Genomic DNA, 14,523 nt, shown 5'->3' on the forward strand with positions numbered 1-14,523 from the left:
TGCTCTCAGGCTCCCGGATCGCCCGCACCCCGCCGAGATTCATCGATCCCGTGTTCATCAGGACGAAAGTCCCGGGGCATTACCATCGTCCGAGACATGAAAACGCACCAGCTACCGGCGAGTCTTTGCCGGCTGTTCGAAGACGGCGGCCGCGGGCGGTCGCTCTCCTTCGGGCTGCCCGCGGGCGAGGTCGTGTGGCCGGACGAGACGGCCAGGCGTCCGGCCTTCTGGATGAGCGACGAGCCCGCGCCCGAAGGGCTGTGGGCGGCGATGAGGGCCGAGCACCCGCATTCGGGGCTGTGGCCGGTGCTGCTCGACGAGACGGCGCAGCCGTGGTCGTCGGCGCAGGTGGCGCCCGACTCGCCTGACCTGGTCGACACCTTCACCGCCGCCGGGTTCATGAGCGAGGTGTGGCAGGACTGGGTGGCCCAGGTGCCCGCCGAGTCGCTCGCGGAGATCGAGCCGTTCGGGCCGATCTGCCCTGGTCTGGCCGAGCCGGGGAAGCTGCGCGGCGACCCCGGGCTGGTGGCCGACTGGTACGCGGGGATGCTGGCCGGGCGCGGCATGCCACTCGGCCTGGCCGCCGCCCGCAGGGGCGCCGACACGCTCGTCGTGATGGGCTGGCAGGGCGCCCTGCATCACAACGAGTGGATGGTCCCGCTGGCCGCCGTCGTGCGCAGCTGGGAGGAGCGCTTCGGCGCCCGCGTCGTCGCGATGGGGTTCAACACGCTGGAGCTGAGCGTGGCCGCGCCGCCCGTCACTCCCGAGCACGCGATCCACGTCGCCGCCGAGCACTGGGCGTTCTGCCCCGACAACGTCGTGCAGGGCGCCGGCGACCTCTACGGCTACGCCGAGCAGATCATCGGGCAGTACTCGTGGTCCTTCTGGTGGGACTGAGCGCCGCCGTGACGGTCGCCACGGCGGCGCGGCCGAGGGGTCAGTAGAACTCGTTCTCCGGCGTGGGCAGCTCGACCTCCTGCGGGCCGTACCACCTGGTCGTGTCGGCGGGCACCTCGGTCAGCGGCGCGCTGAGCACGAAGGGCACGGTGACCTTGCTCCTGGCCAGGTCGACGGTCACGGTCGCGCCCGTGGCCGTCTCGCCGCTGTAGGTGGCGTCGGTGCCCGCGAGCACCAGGCCGAGGCGGTGGCCCTTCCTGAAGACGTAGTCGTGCGGCAGCGTCTCCCATTCGACCCTGCCGTACTCGCCCGCGGGCAGCGGGCTCGGCGAGGACAGCGAGTCGCGGTTCTGCGCGTCGATCCAGCCGCGCGCGACGATCTCCAGCGGACGGGTGGCCAGGTTGGTCGCCACCTTCCGGTAACAGCCGTCGTCCTGCGCGGTCGCCTCGCCGTGGCAGTCCTCCTCGGTCAGCGTGGTGATGCCCTGCCCGCGCCGCCAGTCGACGCGGGTGGCGTCGCCGAAGTCGACGAGCAGCGCGGTGAGGTTGGCGGTCGGCCGGTCCAGCGCCACGCGCAGGTCGACCACCGGGGTGCCGGACAGCCGCAGGTCGAGCGGGAGCGCCCCGGTGGTGAAGGCGACGCGGCCAGGCTTGGCGGTGCCGACGTCGGCGACCATCTCCGTCTCCGGCATCCGCACGTCGGTGAACACGGCCGTCGTCCCCCTGCGCGCGGGCAGCAGCCCGAGCTTTCCTTCGGCGGAGGGACGCAGCGGCATCCGCATCGCCCCGCGTGCCGGCCAGTCACGCTGGGTGATCCACTGCGTGGGGCCGACCTGCACGTCGGCGACGGGCTCGCTCATGATCCCGTTCGGCACGCCGAGGAGCCAGTGGTCGAACCACTTGTGCAGCGTGTCCACCCACACGTCGCGCCTGCCCTCGAAGTCGAACGGGTCGACGTGCTGGTACTGGCCCACCCAGATCTTGCGCGGCACGCCCCGCCGGCCGAGCGCCTCCCACCAGGCGGAGAAGTTGTCCGGCTTGACGTTCAGGTCGTTCACCGTGTGGACCACGAACACGCTGGCCCTGACCTTGGCGACGTCCTTCTCGTAGTCGCGCAGCTGCCAGAACGGGTTGTAGTCGCCCGTGGCGTCTCCGTCCTCGGCGTCCATCCTCGCCCGTACGGCGGCGCACTTGGCGTCGGGGTCGGTGTCGACGGCGTTGGCCAGCCACGAGGCGTAGTCGTAGTTGTAGACGACGCCGTTGGAGCGCTGGTAGCGGTACCAGGAGCTGATCGCCGAGATCGGGACGATCGTCTCCAGGCCCTCGACGCCCGTGGCGGCCACGGCGTTGGCCAGCGTGCCGTCGTACGACTTGCCGATCATGGCGGCCTTGCCCGTGGTCCATGTGGCCTCGGCGGGGGAGCCGTCGGCGCGGTAGGCCTTCGCCCTGCCGTTCAGCCAGTCGATGACGGCCTTGCCGCCCAGGACGTCGGCCTGGCCGCCGGTGTCGGGACAGCCGTCCGACTTGGTGGTGCCCAGCATGTCCACGTTGAGGACCGCGTAGCCCCTCGGGACGAAGTAGTTGTCGTAGAACAGCGGGAACTTCACCGGGTTGCCCGAGGCGTCGTAGACCTTCCGTTCGGCCTCGTTGCCCCGGCCCGAGTTGTCGTAGTACGGGCTCTCGTCGATGATCACCGGCACCTTGAGCGAGGGGCCTGATTCCTTCGGGCGGATGATGTCCACCCGCACCCTGTCGAGCCGGCCGTCGGCGTCGCCGTCGATCGGGGAGTCGACATAGACGTGCTCGCGGACGGCGTCGGCGTAGGAGAAGACGGGCTGGGAGCGGTCGTCCCTGATGGTGATGGCGGTGGCGGCCTGCGCGGGTGGCGCGGTGGTCGCGACGAGGGTCAGCGCGATGAGGGTCGCCCGTAAGCGTGACACGCGGGTCCTCCTGGGGGTCGGGGGACTCACCATGATCGAGCGCGCCGATCACCTTTCATACTGCACCGGCTGGCCGGTATAGTTTCGAGCCGTGCCGAGACCGAGTTCGAGAGAGCGGCTGCTCGACGCCGCCGCCGAGGTGCTGCTCACCGACGGAGCCGAGTCGCTGACGCTGGAAGCGGTGGCCCAGCGCGCGGGGGTGTCGAAGGGCGGCCTGTTCTACCACTTCCCGACCAAGCAGGCCATGGTCGCCGCCATGGTCGACCGGCTCACCGCCGCCTTCGACGCCGCGCTCGGCGCCGCGGGCGCCAGACCGGGAGACTTCCTGCGCGCCTACGTCGAGGCCACGATCCCCAAGGTCCGCACCGACGCGCCCGCCGACAGGGTGACCGCGGCGCTGCTCGCCGCGGTCCTTGTCGATCCCGCGGGGCTCACGCCGCTGCGCGAGCGGTTCGCGGCCTGGCAGGCGCGGCTGACCGACGACGGCATCGACCCCGCCGTGGCGACCGCCGTACGGCTGGCCGTGGACGGCTGGTGGGCGGTCAGGCTGCTCGGCCTCGGCGAACCCGAGCCCGGACTGCACGAGAGCACCCGCCGCTACCTCCTGGAGCTGATCGACCGTGCTGAGAACGACTAAGGCCCTCATGCTGGTGACCGACGTCGGGTTCGTCGTGTACTTCACCGTGACGGGGCTGGGGGTGATCCCCGCCGAATGGGCGTTCGCCGACTACGCCAACCCGCTGATGGCGGACTGGAACTGGTCGTTCCTCTGGATCGACCTCCTGGCCAGCGCGACGGGGCTGACGAGCCTGTGGCTGCTGCGGGGCGGGGGGAGGCGAGGGGAGCCGCTGATGCTGGTGTCGCTGGTGCTGACGATGGCGTCGGGGCTGATGGCGATCGCCTTCTGGACGCTGCGAGGGGACTTCTCCCTGGCCTGGTGGATCCCGAACCTGTACCTGCTGCTGTTCCCTGTCCCCGCCGTCGTCGGACTCGTCACCGCCGCCCGATGGCCCGCTCTCATGAACGCTCGGGTCCCGTCCCCTCCGGCCGGGGCAGGGGCGCCGGAGGGGAGTCCGTAGAGTTGGGGCCGGACGAAGGAGGTCGGATGGTGGTCAAGGCAGCGGTGTTCGACGTCGGAGAGACGCTGATCGACGAGACGCGGATCTGGTCGCGCTGGGCCGACAGGCTGGGCGTGTCGAGGTTCGCCTTCATGGGCGTCCTCGGCGGCACCGCCGCGCTGGAGCGCTCGCACCGCGACGCCTTCGAGATCCTCCGCCCCGGCCTCGACATCGAGGCCGAGATCGCCGCGTGGGAGAAGGACGAGCCCGACGGCCTGCGCAACCACTTCGACGCCGACGACCTCTACCCCGACGTACGCCCTGCCCTGCGGGACCTGCGCGACGCGGGCGTCCAGGTGATCATCGCGGGCAACCAGCCCGCCAGGGCCTATGACGCCCTGCTGGCCATGAACCTGCCCGCCGACTCCATCCATACCTCGGACGGCTGGGGCGTGGCCAAGCCCGCACCAGAGTTCTTCGCGAAGGTCGCCGCCGTGGCCGGCAGGCGCCCAGAGGAGATCCTGTACGTCGGCGACCGGCTCGACAACGACGTGCTGCCCGCGGGCAGGGCGGGGATGCGGACCGCGCTCCTACGCAGGGGGCCATGGGGCTACCTGCACGCCGACAGGGCGGAGGCCGCGGCCGCCGACGCCGTCATCGACGACCTGTACGGCGTGCTCCCCGCCCTGCGGCGCCTCGGAACGGCCTAGAGACTGTCGGGGTCGACGCGGACCGCCCGCTCCTCCGCGGACAGGTCACCCGAGTCGGCGCCCACGTCCTCACCGATCTCCTCGCTCTCGACATCGGAGGCCAGCCCCTCGTCGGGCGCCACCAGCCGGTGCTCCTCGCGCGGCGTCCGCTCCCTGTCGGGCGCCTCGCGCCACAGCCGTTCGGCCGCGGTGTCCTGGTGCTGGGGGTCGTCCTCCTCGATGACGTGGTCGATCCCGAGGTCCTCCGTCCAGCCCTCGACCTCTATCTCCTGCTCGTCGCTGAGTCCGTAGCGGTCCGGTGGTGTTTCGGTCATAGTCACTGCCTACCCGTCATCACGTCCGGAACCCTCCGGAGGTCAGCGGCCGATCGCCGCGCCGATCAGCGCCCGCGGGTCGGCCGCGCCCGCGAGGACCCCGTCCGGCAGCACGTCGATCAGATGCGCGTGCCCGAACCCTGTCCCGTACGGCTGACTCGCCACCGGGTGGCCGAGGGCGGCCAGCCCGTCGGCCCAGCCCGCGCCCTCCTCCATTTCGACGACGGTCTCGTCGGGCGACTCCCAGGTGTCGAATCCGGTGCCGCCGGTGGCGAGGCGCCAGCGGGGCGCGCCGATCGCCTGGCCCGGCGTCTGGCCGTGCTTCAGCAGTCTGGTGATGACCTGCAGCAGGATCTGCGGCTGCGCGTCGCCGCCCATCGTGCCCACGACCGTGCGGAGCGAGCCGTCCGGCCTGGTGATGAGCGCGGGGGTCAGCGTGTGCGGAGGACGGCGGCCCGGGCCGTACTCGGCGGGATGTCCTGGCGTCAGCGAGAAGCCGATGCCGCGGTTGTGCAGGTTGATCCCGGTACTGGGCTCGACGAGCAGGCTGCCGAAGCCCGAGGCGTTCGACTGGATGAGGGAGACGCCCATGCCGTCGCCGTCGACCGCGCACAGGTAGGTCGTGTCGCCTTCGGCGGTCAGGCCGCGCACCTTCAGGCGGGTGGCCGGGTCGATCAGCTCGCGTCGCCGTTCGATCTCGGCCGCCGACACCAGGTCGGCCGCGTGCTCGTGCAGGACGTCGAGCCTGTCGTGGCCCGCGATCCTGGCCGCCTCGCCCAGCAGGTGGGCCCAGAGGGGATGCTCGGGCGCGGCCGGCAGGTCCAGCCCTTCCACGATGCCGAGCGACAGCAGGAGCAGGTAGCCCTGGGAGTTGGGCGGCATCGACCACACGTCGTGGCCGAAGGCCGAGACGCGCAGGGGCTCCACCCAGTCGGCCAGCGGCTCGGCCAGGTCGTCGGCCGTGTACTCGCCCGCGCCCAGCTCCAGCAGGCCCCTGCCGAACTCGCCCTGGTAGAAGCCCTCCCTGCCGGAGGCGGCGATCGCCTCGAGCGTGCGGGCCACCCCGGGCCTGGTCATGAGCCGTCCGGGGGCGAAGTCGCCGGCGAAGTCGGGGTGGCCGATCATCGAGGTCTTGGGGGCGAGCAGCGGCGAGACGGGGAAGCCGCCGGCGGCCAGCGCGATCGCGGGGGCGAGCACGGTGCTCATCGGCAGCTTGCCGTACCTGGAGTGCAGCGCGAGCCAGCCGTCCACGCAGCCGGGCACCGGCGCCGACCTGATGTCGTGATGGTGCGGCATGCGGGTGTGGCCCTCGGCCCTCAGCCTGTCGGGGTCGGCGCCCGAGCCCGCGCGGCCCGAGGCGTTGAGCGCGCTGACGGAGCCGTCGTGGACGAGGGCGAACAGGTCGCCGCCGAGGCCGCACATGTGGGGCGCGGTGACCGTGAGCACGGCGTTGGTGGCGATGGCGGCGTCGGCGGCCGAGCCGCCGCGGTCGAGCATGGTCAGTCCGGCGGCGGAGGCGAGGTGGTCGACGCTGCACACCATGCCAGATCGGGCGTAGCGGGTGTTCTGCACGGATGAGACCTTACGCGGTCCTCAACCGAAGAATCCTGGCACCTGTGATCCTGGCCAGCGCGAGCGCGCCGAGCAGCGTGGCTGCCGTGGTGGTCACACCGCCGATCTGCAGGGCGAGCCGCGGCCCCATGGCGTCGCTCAGCCAGCCGAGCAGCGGCCCGCCCAGCGCGCCCGACGCGGCGCTCACCAATCCCAGCACCGAGATCACCCGGCCGCGCAGCTCGTCGGGGCTGCCGAGCTGGACCCGCGCGCCGATCGTGGTGTCGATGACGACGGCGCCCGCGGCGATCGGCAGCAGCAGCGCGGCGAAGGTCCACAGCTCGGGCATCAGGCCGCTGAGCGCCTGCGCCACGCTGCTGAGGAAGGCCGTGACCAGCAGCAGGCGCATCGTCAGTCGCGGCCTGCCCGCCGCGAAGACACCGCCGAGGACGGTGCCGACGGCGAAGACCGTGGACAGCAGGCCGTAGCCGCCGGCGCCCGCGCCGAGCGGTCCCGCCGCCATCGCGGCCATCGTCACCTGGTAGTTGCGGCCGAGGCTGCCGAGGACCAGCGACAGCGCCAGCACGACCAGCAGCCATCGCGTGTTCAGCACGTACCGCAGGCCTTCGCGGATGCCGTTCGCGCCCGCGGGGGCCTGGGCGAGCTCGTACATCTCACCGGCGCGCATCGCGGCGATGGCGGCGATCACGGCCAGGAAGCTCAGCGCGTTGAGCACGAACAGGCCGCCGGGTCCGGTGACCGGGATCAGCACGCCCGCCAGACTCATGCCGAGGATGCGGCCCGCCGAGTTGACGACCGAGCCGAGCGCCATCGCGTTCGGCAGGTCGGCGGGCGGCACGACCTCCGCGCCGAACCGGCCGAGCGCGGGGTTGCCGAGCGCGGTGACCAGGCCGCCGGCCAGCGCCACGCCGTACACGGGGAGGACGGAGGTCGCCCCCGCCATGGCCACGACGGCGAGCACGACCGCGAGCAGGCCCTGCGCGATCTGCGAGGCGACGACGACGGGACGGGCGCGCAGCCGGTCGGCGAGGGCGCCGCCCCACAGGCCGAAGGCCAGTGTGGGCAGCGCCTGGAGGACCAGGCTCAGGCCGACGCTCGTGGCCGAGCCGGTGGCGGACAGCACCAGCCAGTTGACGCCCAGCACCTGCATCCAGGTGCCGGTCACCGAGACCAGGTCGGCGGCGGCCCATAGCCGGTAGTTACGGTGCTTGAGGGAAGCGAAGAGCAAGACAGGGCCATCTCTTGGGAATGTACCGAGAGACTTGAACGCCGCTTTACCTGCCTTGATTTCCGTTTGTGCTGTTTATCACGTTTGAAGGGTGATGAGTGGTTCTTCCCTGCGGACCAGGGCCGCGTAGTGGCCGTCCAGCGCCATGAGCTCCTCGTGGGTGCCGCGCTCGGCGATCACGCCCCCGTCGAGCACGACGATCTGGTCGGCGTCGCGGACGGTCGACAGCCGGTGGGCGATGGTGATCGTGGTGCGGCCGTCGCTCAGCGTGTCCAGCGCCTCCTGCACGGCGCGCTCGGTCTGGTTGTCCAGCGCGCTGGTCGCCTCGTCGAGCACGAGCACCGGCGGGTCGCGCAGGAGCGTGCGGGCGATCGCCAGGCGCTGCTTCTCGCCGCCGGAGAACCGGTAACCCCGCTCTCCGACCACCGTGTCGTATCCCTCGGGCAGCGCGGCGACGTGGTCGTGGATCCTGGCCGCGCGGGCCGCGGCGACCAGTTCCTCGTCGCTGGCGTCGGGCCTGGCGAAGCGCAGGTTGTCGGCGATCGAGGCGTGGAAGAGGTAGGTCTCCTGCGAGACCACGCCCACGGTCGTGGCGAGCGACTCGAAGCTCAGCTCGCGCACGTCCACCCCGTCGATCGTGACCCTGCCGCCCGTGACGTCGTAGAGGCGGGGGATCAGGTAGCTGAGCGTGGTCTTGCCCGAGCCGGTCTCCCCGACGACGGCCAGGCTGCTCCCCGCGGGAACGTCGAGGTCGACGGCCGACAGGGTCGGCGTCTCGCCGTAGGAGAAGTCGACCCGCTCGAAGCGGACCTCGCCGCGCCGGCCGCCCAGGTCGCGGTCGCCCGGCGTGATGTCGACGGGCAGGTCCAGGTACTCGAAGATGCGGCCGAACAGCGCCAGCGAGCTCTGCACCTCCACGCCCGTCCGCATGAGCGAGACGGCGGGCCTGAACAGCCCCGCCTGGAGCGTGGTGAAGGCGACGACCGTGCCGATGGACACCAGTGAGGTCATGCCGGCGGCCCAGTAGATCATGGCGGGCATCGCGGCCATGATGATCTGGATCGACGACTGCCGCCAGCGTCCGGCCATGCTGGAGCGCACGCCCAGCTCGGCCAGCTCGTCGGAGGCGTCGGTGAACCTGCGGGTCAGCTCGGGGGAGCGGCCCATCGTCCTGCCGAGCAGGATCCCGCTGACCGACAGCGACTCCTGCACCATCGACGACATCGCGGCCAGCTTGCGCTGCCGCTCGGCCGTGATGCGCCTGCGCTCGGTGCCGACCTTGCGGCTGATCCACACGAAGACCGGCAGCAGCGCCAGCGACACCGCCGTCAGCCGCCAGTCCAGGACGAGCATCGCCATGACGCTGGCGACCACGGTGGTGAGGTTGGAGACGATCGAGGTCGCGGTCGAGGTGACGACCTGCTGCATCCCGCCGATGTCGTTGGCCAGCCGCGACTGCACCTCGCCCGTTCGGGTGCGGGTGAAGAAGGCCAGCGACATGCGCTGAAGATGGCCGTAGACGGCGGCGCGCAGGTCGTGCATGACCCGCTGGCCGACGGTGGTGGAGATGAACGTCTGCATCACGTCGAACACGCTCGTGGTGACCGCGACGGCGACCATGCCGAGCGCCAGCAGGCTGAGCAGCGTCATGTCCCGCGAGGGGATGGCGACGTCGAGGACCTCGCGCAGCAGGAACGGCGAGGCGAGGGAGACCAGCGAGGAGAGCGCGATCAGGGCGAGGACGGTGGACAGACGGCCGCGGTAGGGCCTGAACAGCCGGATGATGCGCCGCATGGGCGCGCGTGGTTCTGCGGTCATAGAACCCCTTTCAGATGTTCTCTCAAACAGAGGTTAACTCGCAATTGTTCCACCGGTAGGCTCTTTGATCGTGGACACCTCCTCCGAGCTGCTGGAACTCGTGCACAGGATCAGCCGCCTGTCCAGGCACGGCTACCGGCACCGCCTGGAGCCGCTCGGCCTCAGCCCGAGCCAGGCGCGGGCGCTGCGCGAGCTCATCGAGGCCGACCGGCCGCTGAGGATGGTCCAGCTCGCCGAGGCGCTGCGCATCGTGCCGCGCTCGCTCACCCCCGTCGTCGACGCGCTGGAGGAGGCTGGGCTCGTGCGCAGGGAGATCGACCCCGCCAACCGGCGCTCCACGCTGGTGCGGATCACCCCGCGCGGCGCCGAGGTCCACGAGCAGTCCCGCGAGGCCCGCAGGGAGGTCGCCCGCGACCTGTTCGGCGTGCTGTCGCAGGAGCAGCGGGAACGACTGAAGGAACTGCTGAGCGCGGTCGACAGGGACTAGACGGCTCTAGCTCGCTCGTTCCCCTGACGCGTCCCGCTCGCTCGCCGAGCTTGGCGCCCCTGCCCAGGGAGCGGCCTGCCGCTCCTGGTTCGAGCTGGGCACGCCGCCGATCACCTTGCCCAGGCACGGCGGCTGTTCGAGCAGCGCCGCGTAGGGGTCGCGGCCGGGGCGCGTGTCGAAGACGGCCAGGTCGGCACGGCTGCCAGGACCGAGCGTCCCGATCCGGCCGGATCCCTGCGCCATGCCCATGGCCCGCGCCCCGCCTACCGTCGCGGCCTCGACGAGCACCCGCTCCAGCCGTCGCGTCCGCGTGGCATCCCGTACGGCCCGCGCCACCGCCAGCGGCGGACCACCGAACGCGATCGAGGCCCCCTCCTCCACCAGCGCGGAGACGTCGCCGCCGTGCACCGCCAGCGTGGCGCCGCGCAGCCGCAGCAGTTTGCGCTCGCCAGGATCGAGCGGCCCCTCGCCCGTGACGTGGCAGTGCGGGCCCAGCACCCCCGCCTCGTCCAGCTCGACAGGGGAGTGACGGCCGAGATCGGCCATCAGCCGCAGCCCGAACGTCCGCGCGAGCATCGCCAGGTCCTCCATCACCAGCGGTTCCGGCGCGTGCGCCGCCACGCCCACCGTGCCGGGATGCTCGCGGATGGCGGTGATCAGCGCGTCGCGCTCGCTGTCCTCCCATGCCCGCTCGCTCGCGCAGGTGACCTCCAGGTAGGTGATGCCTCCGGGGCTGTCACGCTCACCCAGATCGGCCGCGCTCGTCACACCAGGACCCAGCGGACCCGTACGGCAGGCGTCCACCAGCCCGGGGGCGATCAGGCCGGACCAGCGGATCTCGTCCTCGACGGGGAAGTAGGTCATCAGCTCGGCCCTGGACCCGACCTGGAGCACGCGCTCGCCCCTGATCGCGACACCCCCGTCACGGATGGGCGGGGCGGAGATGGGCAGCACGAGGGGAGCGGAGTGCAGGACGACGGGCGCGGGGACGCGCGAGCCGAACCCCCGCATCAACGCTCCCATTGTGCGATTAAATGGCACGACTGCTGGCAAATCAATCACACACGCTGGGGCGTGCGGTGTTGCCGATGTGCCTGAGCAGGCGGTTCGACCTTCCAGGAAAACCTCCCTCCCCGCGTCACGGCGGCGCCCGCGGTCACCTCAGGCACGCGCGTCAGGTGCGGGGGTGGTAGCGGCCGGACAGGCGCGCGAGCTTCAGGCTGAGGTGCAGGCTGAGGCGTTCCCCTCCGTCCTTCAGATCCGTCTGCGCCAGCTCCTCCACCCGCTGCAGCCGGTAGTACAGCGACGTCCGATGCAGCCGCAGGCGCTTGGAGGTGGCCACGGCGCTCCCCGCCAGATCGAGATAGGTCTCCAGCGTCTCCAGCAGCGGCAGGTACTGGGCGTCGGCGAGCAGCCGTTCGAGACCGGGATGCAGGTCCGCCCGCGGTACGTGCGTCAGCATGCGGTAGACCCCGAGCCTGGTCCACTCCACCGACCGGCCGAGCCCCTGCACCCTGACCGCCACCTGCGCCGCGTGCAGCGCCTCCGTGTAGGACTCCCCGGCCTCGGCCAGCGTCGGGCGGGGACGGCCGATGCCGACCACCACGGGCAGCGCCATCGCGGCGTGCACCTCGTCCGCCGGCGGCGCGGCCGTGGTGAGGAGCGTGGCGTGGTCGTAGCGCACCAGGTGCAGCCCGCCTAGGCGGCGCCGTACGGTGAGCATGCCCTGCTCCAGCGCCAGCCGCGACCTCTCGGAAGGCTCCGCGGACAGCGGCGTGGCCACCAGCGCGGTGACCGGCAGCGCCTGCGGGAAGCCGGCCTCGACGAGGGCGCGGGCGGCGTCCCCGTCGCCGGACAGGACGCCGGTGACGGCCTCCAGTTCGCGATGCGAGGCGAGGCCCGTGGCCAGGCTCTCGTGGAAGAGGGCCAGCGCCAGCGTGCCCGCGGCGGTCATGGCCTCGTCGATCTCGGCGGCCGACATGGCGGGTCCTGCGTCGATGAACCACAGGAAGCCCATCAGCGCGCCGTCGTGCCGTACGGGAACGCAGACCCTCGGCAGCAGGCCGAGCGCGGGCGCGCCGGGTGTGCGCAGCGGAGCGGTGGCCTCCAGGATGCCCGCGGCGTGCAGGAATCCGCGCACCTCAGGGGTGGTGTGGCGGCGCAGGATCGAGTCGCGCCTGATGTCGTCCATCGCGCCGTCCTGCTCGGAGTAGGCGATGACGCGCTGGAGGCGGTCCTCCAGGAGCAGGGGTCGCCCGAGGCGGATGGCTAAGTCGTCGACGCTGCGCTGCAGCACTACCTGGCCTTTTCAGCATTTGTCGGAAATGGGAGGTGGCCTCTTCCCTACAACTGATCGGTGATCTCCGTCAAGAGCGTCTATACCGTCCTAGATCGTGACACTCCCGAAGAAGCTGCTGAAAGGCCTGCTGGCGGCCCTAGTGCTGGTCCCCTTAGGTCTCGCGGCCACCCCCGCTTCCGCCGATCCCCCCGCGGACCCCGAGATCCCCTGGCGCCAGGACCACTGGCCCCAGACGCAGCCGTGGCAGCGCGACGAGCCCGAGGCCGACCCGAGCCTGCGCAGCCGTCCCTCGCCCTCGATCGCGCCGATCGACCCGCAGAACTGGAAGAACCCCGACCACATGACGTGGGCGGACTACAAGAAGATTCCGGGCACGAACTGGTCCGACCCGAACGCCAAGGGCTCCACCCGCACCTTCAAGGGCGCGCTGGTGCTGCTCGACTACCCCAACCAGCCGTTCGTGGCCACCCAGCCCAAGGGTTCGACGATCTACAAGAACCCCAGCGCCGAGGCGCACGACGTGCCCCGCGACCAGGTCGCCACGTTCTACAAGGACTTCCTCAACACCCCGAGCACGCTCAACCGCGGCCACACCATCCACGAGTACTGGATGGAGGACTCGGGCGGCCGCTACGGCGTCGACCTGACCGGGTTCGGGCCCTACACGATGTCGGGCAAGGACCACGAGTACGCCATGGAGTTCCAGGGCGGCACCGGCTGCCCCGCGGGCGACACCTGCAACAAGAACCTGCGCACCGAGGGCAAGTCCCTGTGGGTGGGCGCCATCGGCGAGGAGGAGGCCAAGAAGTTCGACTTCATCTTCTACCTCAGCGCCGGTCAGGACGAGTCGGCCACCTGGCAGGAGTTCGGGATGATGAAGTTCCCGAACAAGGAGGACGTGACCGACGAGTGGGGCCCCGAAGACCCCGGCCTGCCCAACTGGGTCAAGACCCGCTACGTCGACTGGACCTCCTGGCAGGCGGGCTCCAACTTCTGGCCCAACGCCGAGATCGGCGTCAACTCCGTGCAGGCCGAGAGCTCGGGCATGGCCGTGTACGCGCACGAGCTGAGCCACATCCTCGGCGTGCTCGACAACTACAACAACCCCTACGCCAACCCGGTCCGCAGGGCCTACACCGGCGTGTGGGAGATGCTCAGCAGGGGCAGCTTCAACGGCCCCGGCGGCCCGCACAGCCGCTGGCTGATCCCGCCCACCTCGGGCGGCTCGATGGGCGCCCAGCACATGCTGCGCAACAAGATCAAGCTGAACATGGTCGACGAGCAGAACGTGCTGCGCCTGTCGCGCGACGCGCTCGACGAGTCCGGCCTGGTCACCGCCAAGGTCACCGCCCGCGCCGTCCAGCCGGGACCGAGCGGGCTCATGGGCCTCAACATCCAGTTCGACTCCGGTGACAAGGCGCCCGCCTGCCAGTGGCAGACCGATCCGCTGTGCGACGGCGGCGGCTACGAGAACTACACGGTCGAGGTCGTCGACCGGATGGGCACCGACTCCTTCACCCCCGACTCGGGCGTGTTGCTGGCCAAGACCAAGAACCAGGACAGGGCCCCGTTCGAGTGGGTGGTCGACGCCAACCCGCAGGACATCAACATGACCGACTACGTCCTGCCCGATGGCACCAAGGTCCCGATCACCATCGGCGACTACCGCCAGCTGTCCGACGCCCTCTTCCACGCGGGCACCGACTCCGGCAGCGAGTACGAGTACGTCGACGAGGCCAACCGCCTGCACTTCTACATCACCGACGTGCAGCGCGACCGCAAGGGCGTGCTGTCCTACACGGTCGCCGTCCGCTCGCTGGACGGCGCGGGCCCGCACAAGCGGGGCGTCAAGCTGCTGCCCGCCGCCGGGGTCCCGACCGGCAAGGGCATCTCCAGCTGCCGGTTCCCGCTGTTCAACACCGGCAGGACGAGCACCACGACAGCCGCGCACCCCGAGGACGTCTCCTCCTACCTCGGCGCCGACGTCTACCGTCTCACCGCGTCGGTCTCCGGCCGCGGCTGGAGCACCCAGCTGCCCAACGCCCTGGCCTCGGTCGGCAACGGCGAGCACGAGTCCGTCACGGTCAACGCCCAGCGGGCCGAGGGCGGCAGCCGCCTGGCCAAGGTGACGCTGACCGCCACCTCCGAGTCGGACCCGTCCAAGACCGTGACCGCCACCTGTCACGTGGTCGGACTGTAAC

General features: G+C 71.2%; 13 protein-coding genes. 6 read left to right on the forward strand and 7 right to left on the reverse strand.

The window, feature by feature from the left end; translation table 11 throughout:
* The first annotated feature begins 96 nt into the window (after positions 1–96).
* Positions 97–897: a DUF4253 domain-containing protein gene (locus AB0B45_RS05620; protein ID WP_358125786.1), complete on the forward strand. Its 801-nt coding sequence runs from the start codon at positions 97–99 to the stop codon at positions 895–897.
* 40 nt (positions 898–937) lie between these two features.
* On the opposite strand, the gene AB0B45_RS05625 is transcribed toward AB0B45_RS05620, so the two are convergent.
* Complete coding sequence (locus AB0B45_RS05625; RefSeq protein ID WP_358125789.1) at positions 938–2,836, reverse strand: Xaa-Pro dipeptidyl-peptidase; 1,899 nt, start codon at positions 2,834–2,836, stop codon at positions 938–940.
* A gap of 91 nt (positions 2,837–2,927) precedes the next feature.
* Between AB0B45_RS05625 and AB0B45_RS05630 the strand changes: the two genes are divergently transcribed.
* Genes AB0B45_RS05630 through AB0B45_RS05640 form a run of 3 tightly spaced genes read left to right on the forward strand, consistent with a single transcriptional unit; the run spans position 2,928 to position 4,604 of the window.
* Positions 2,928–3,473, forward strand: coding sequence for a TetR/AcrR family transcriptional regulator (locus AB0B45_RS05630; protein ID WP_358125792.1), 546 nt, complete (start codon positions 2,928–2,930; stop codon positions 3,471–3,473).
* Entirely contained in the window at positions 3,457–3,915 is a 459-nt protein-coding gene (locus tag AB0B45_RS05635; RefSeq protein WP_358125794.1) for a DUF5360 family protein, read from the forward strand. The genes AB0B45_RS05630 and AB0B45_RS05635 overlap by 17 nt, the downstream gene beginning before the upstream one ends.
* A gap of 26 nt (positions 3,916–3,941) precedes the next feature.
* A complete protein-coding gene (locus AB0B45_RS05640; protein WP_358125797.1) occupies positions 3,942–4,604 on the forward strand; it encodes an HAD family hydrolase in 663 nt (220 codons plus the stop codon).
* Here the strand turns inward: AB0B45_RS05640 and AB0B45_RS05645 are convergent.
* The 4 genes from AB0B45_RS05645 to AB0B45_RS05660 all read right to left on the reverse strand — a co-directional run bounded on the left by AB0B45_RS05645 (position 4,601) and on the right by AB0B45_RS05660 (position 9,536).
* Positions 4,601–4,918, reverse strand: coding sequence for a DUF5709 domain-containing protein (locus AB0B45_RS05645; RefSeq protein ID WP_358125800.1), 318 nt, complete (start codon positions 4,916–4,918; stop codon positions 4,601–4,603). The two genes, AB0B45_RS05640 and AB0B45_RS05645, sit on opposite strands and share 4 nt — an antisense overlap.
* A 42-nt stretch (positions 4,919–4,960) precedes the next feature.
* A complete protein-coding gene (locus AB0B45_RS05650) occupies positions 4,961–6,490 on the reverse strand; it encodes a gamma-glutamyltransferase (RefSeq protein ID WP_358125803.1) in 1,530 nt (509 codons plus the stop codon).
* A 10-nt stretch (positions 6,491–6,500) separates the two neighbouring features.
* The gene (locus AB0B45_RS05655; protein WP_358125805.1) at positions 6,501–7,718 is read right to left on the reverse strand and encodes an MFS transporter; all 1,218 of its coding nucleotides are present in this window, start codon (positions 7,716–7,718) and stop codon (positions 6,501–6,503) included.
* Positions 7,719–7,796: 78 nt separating this feature from the next.
* A complete protein-coding gene (locus AB0B45_RS05660; protein ID WP_358125807.1) occupies positions 7,797–9,536 on the reverse strand; it encodes an ABC transporter ATP-binding protein in 1,740 nt (579 codons plus the stop codon).
* A 70-nt stretch (positions 9,537–9,606) separates the two neighbouring features.
* On the opposite strand from AB0B45_RS05660, the gene AB0B45_RS05665 reads away from it, so the two are divergent.
* Positions 9,607–10,023 (forward strand): MarR family transcriptional regulator, encoded by a 417-nt coding sequence (locus AB0B45_RS05665; RefSeq protein WP_358125810.1) that lies wholly within the window; start codon positions 9,607–9,609, stop codon positions 10,021–10,023.
* 6 nt (positions 10,024–10,029) lie between these two features.
* Here the strand turns inward: AB0B45_RS05665 and AB0B45_RS05670 are convergent, their stop codons facing one another.
* A complete protein-coding gene (locus AB0B45_RS05670; protein ID WP_358125813.1) occupies positions 10,030–11,046 on the reverse strand; it encodes a hypothetical protein in 1,017 nt (338 codons plus the stop codon).
* A 151-nt stretch (positions 11,047–11,197) separates the two neighbouring features.
* Positions 11,198–12,319, reverse strand: a complete 1,122-nt coding sequence (locus AB0B45_RS05675; RefSeq protein ID WP_358125816.1) for a helix-turn-helix domain-containing protein — start codon at positions 12,317–12,319, stop codon at positions 11,198–11,200.
* Positions 12,320–12,416: 97 nt separating this feature from the next.
* Between AB0B45_RS05675 and AB0B45_RS05680 the strand changes: the two genes are divergently transcribed.
* Complete coding sequence (locus tag AB0B45_RS05680) at positions 12,417–14,522, forward strand: M6 family metalloprotease domain-containing protein (RefSeq protein ID WP_358125819.1); 2,106 nt, start codon at positions 12,417–12,419, stop codon at positions 14,520–14,522.
* The last annotated feature ends 1 nt before the right edge of the window (position 14,523 follow it).

The sequence above is a fragment of the Nonomuraea sp. NPDC049152 genome (genome assembly GCF_040648355.1).
Taxonomy (GTDB): domain Bacteria; phylum Actinomycetota; class Actinomycetes; order Streptosporangiales; family Streptosporangiaceae; genus Nonomuraea.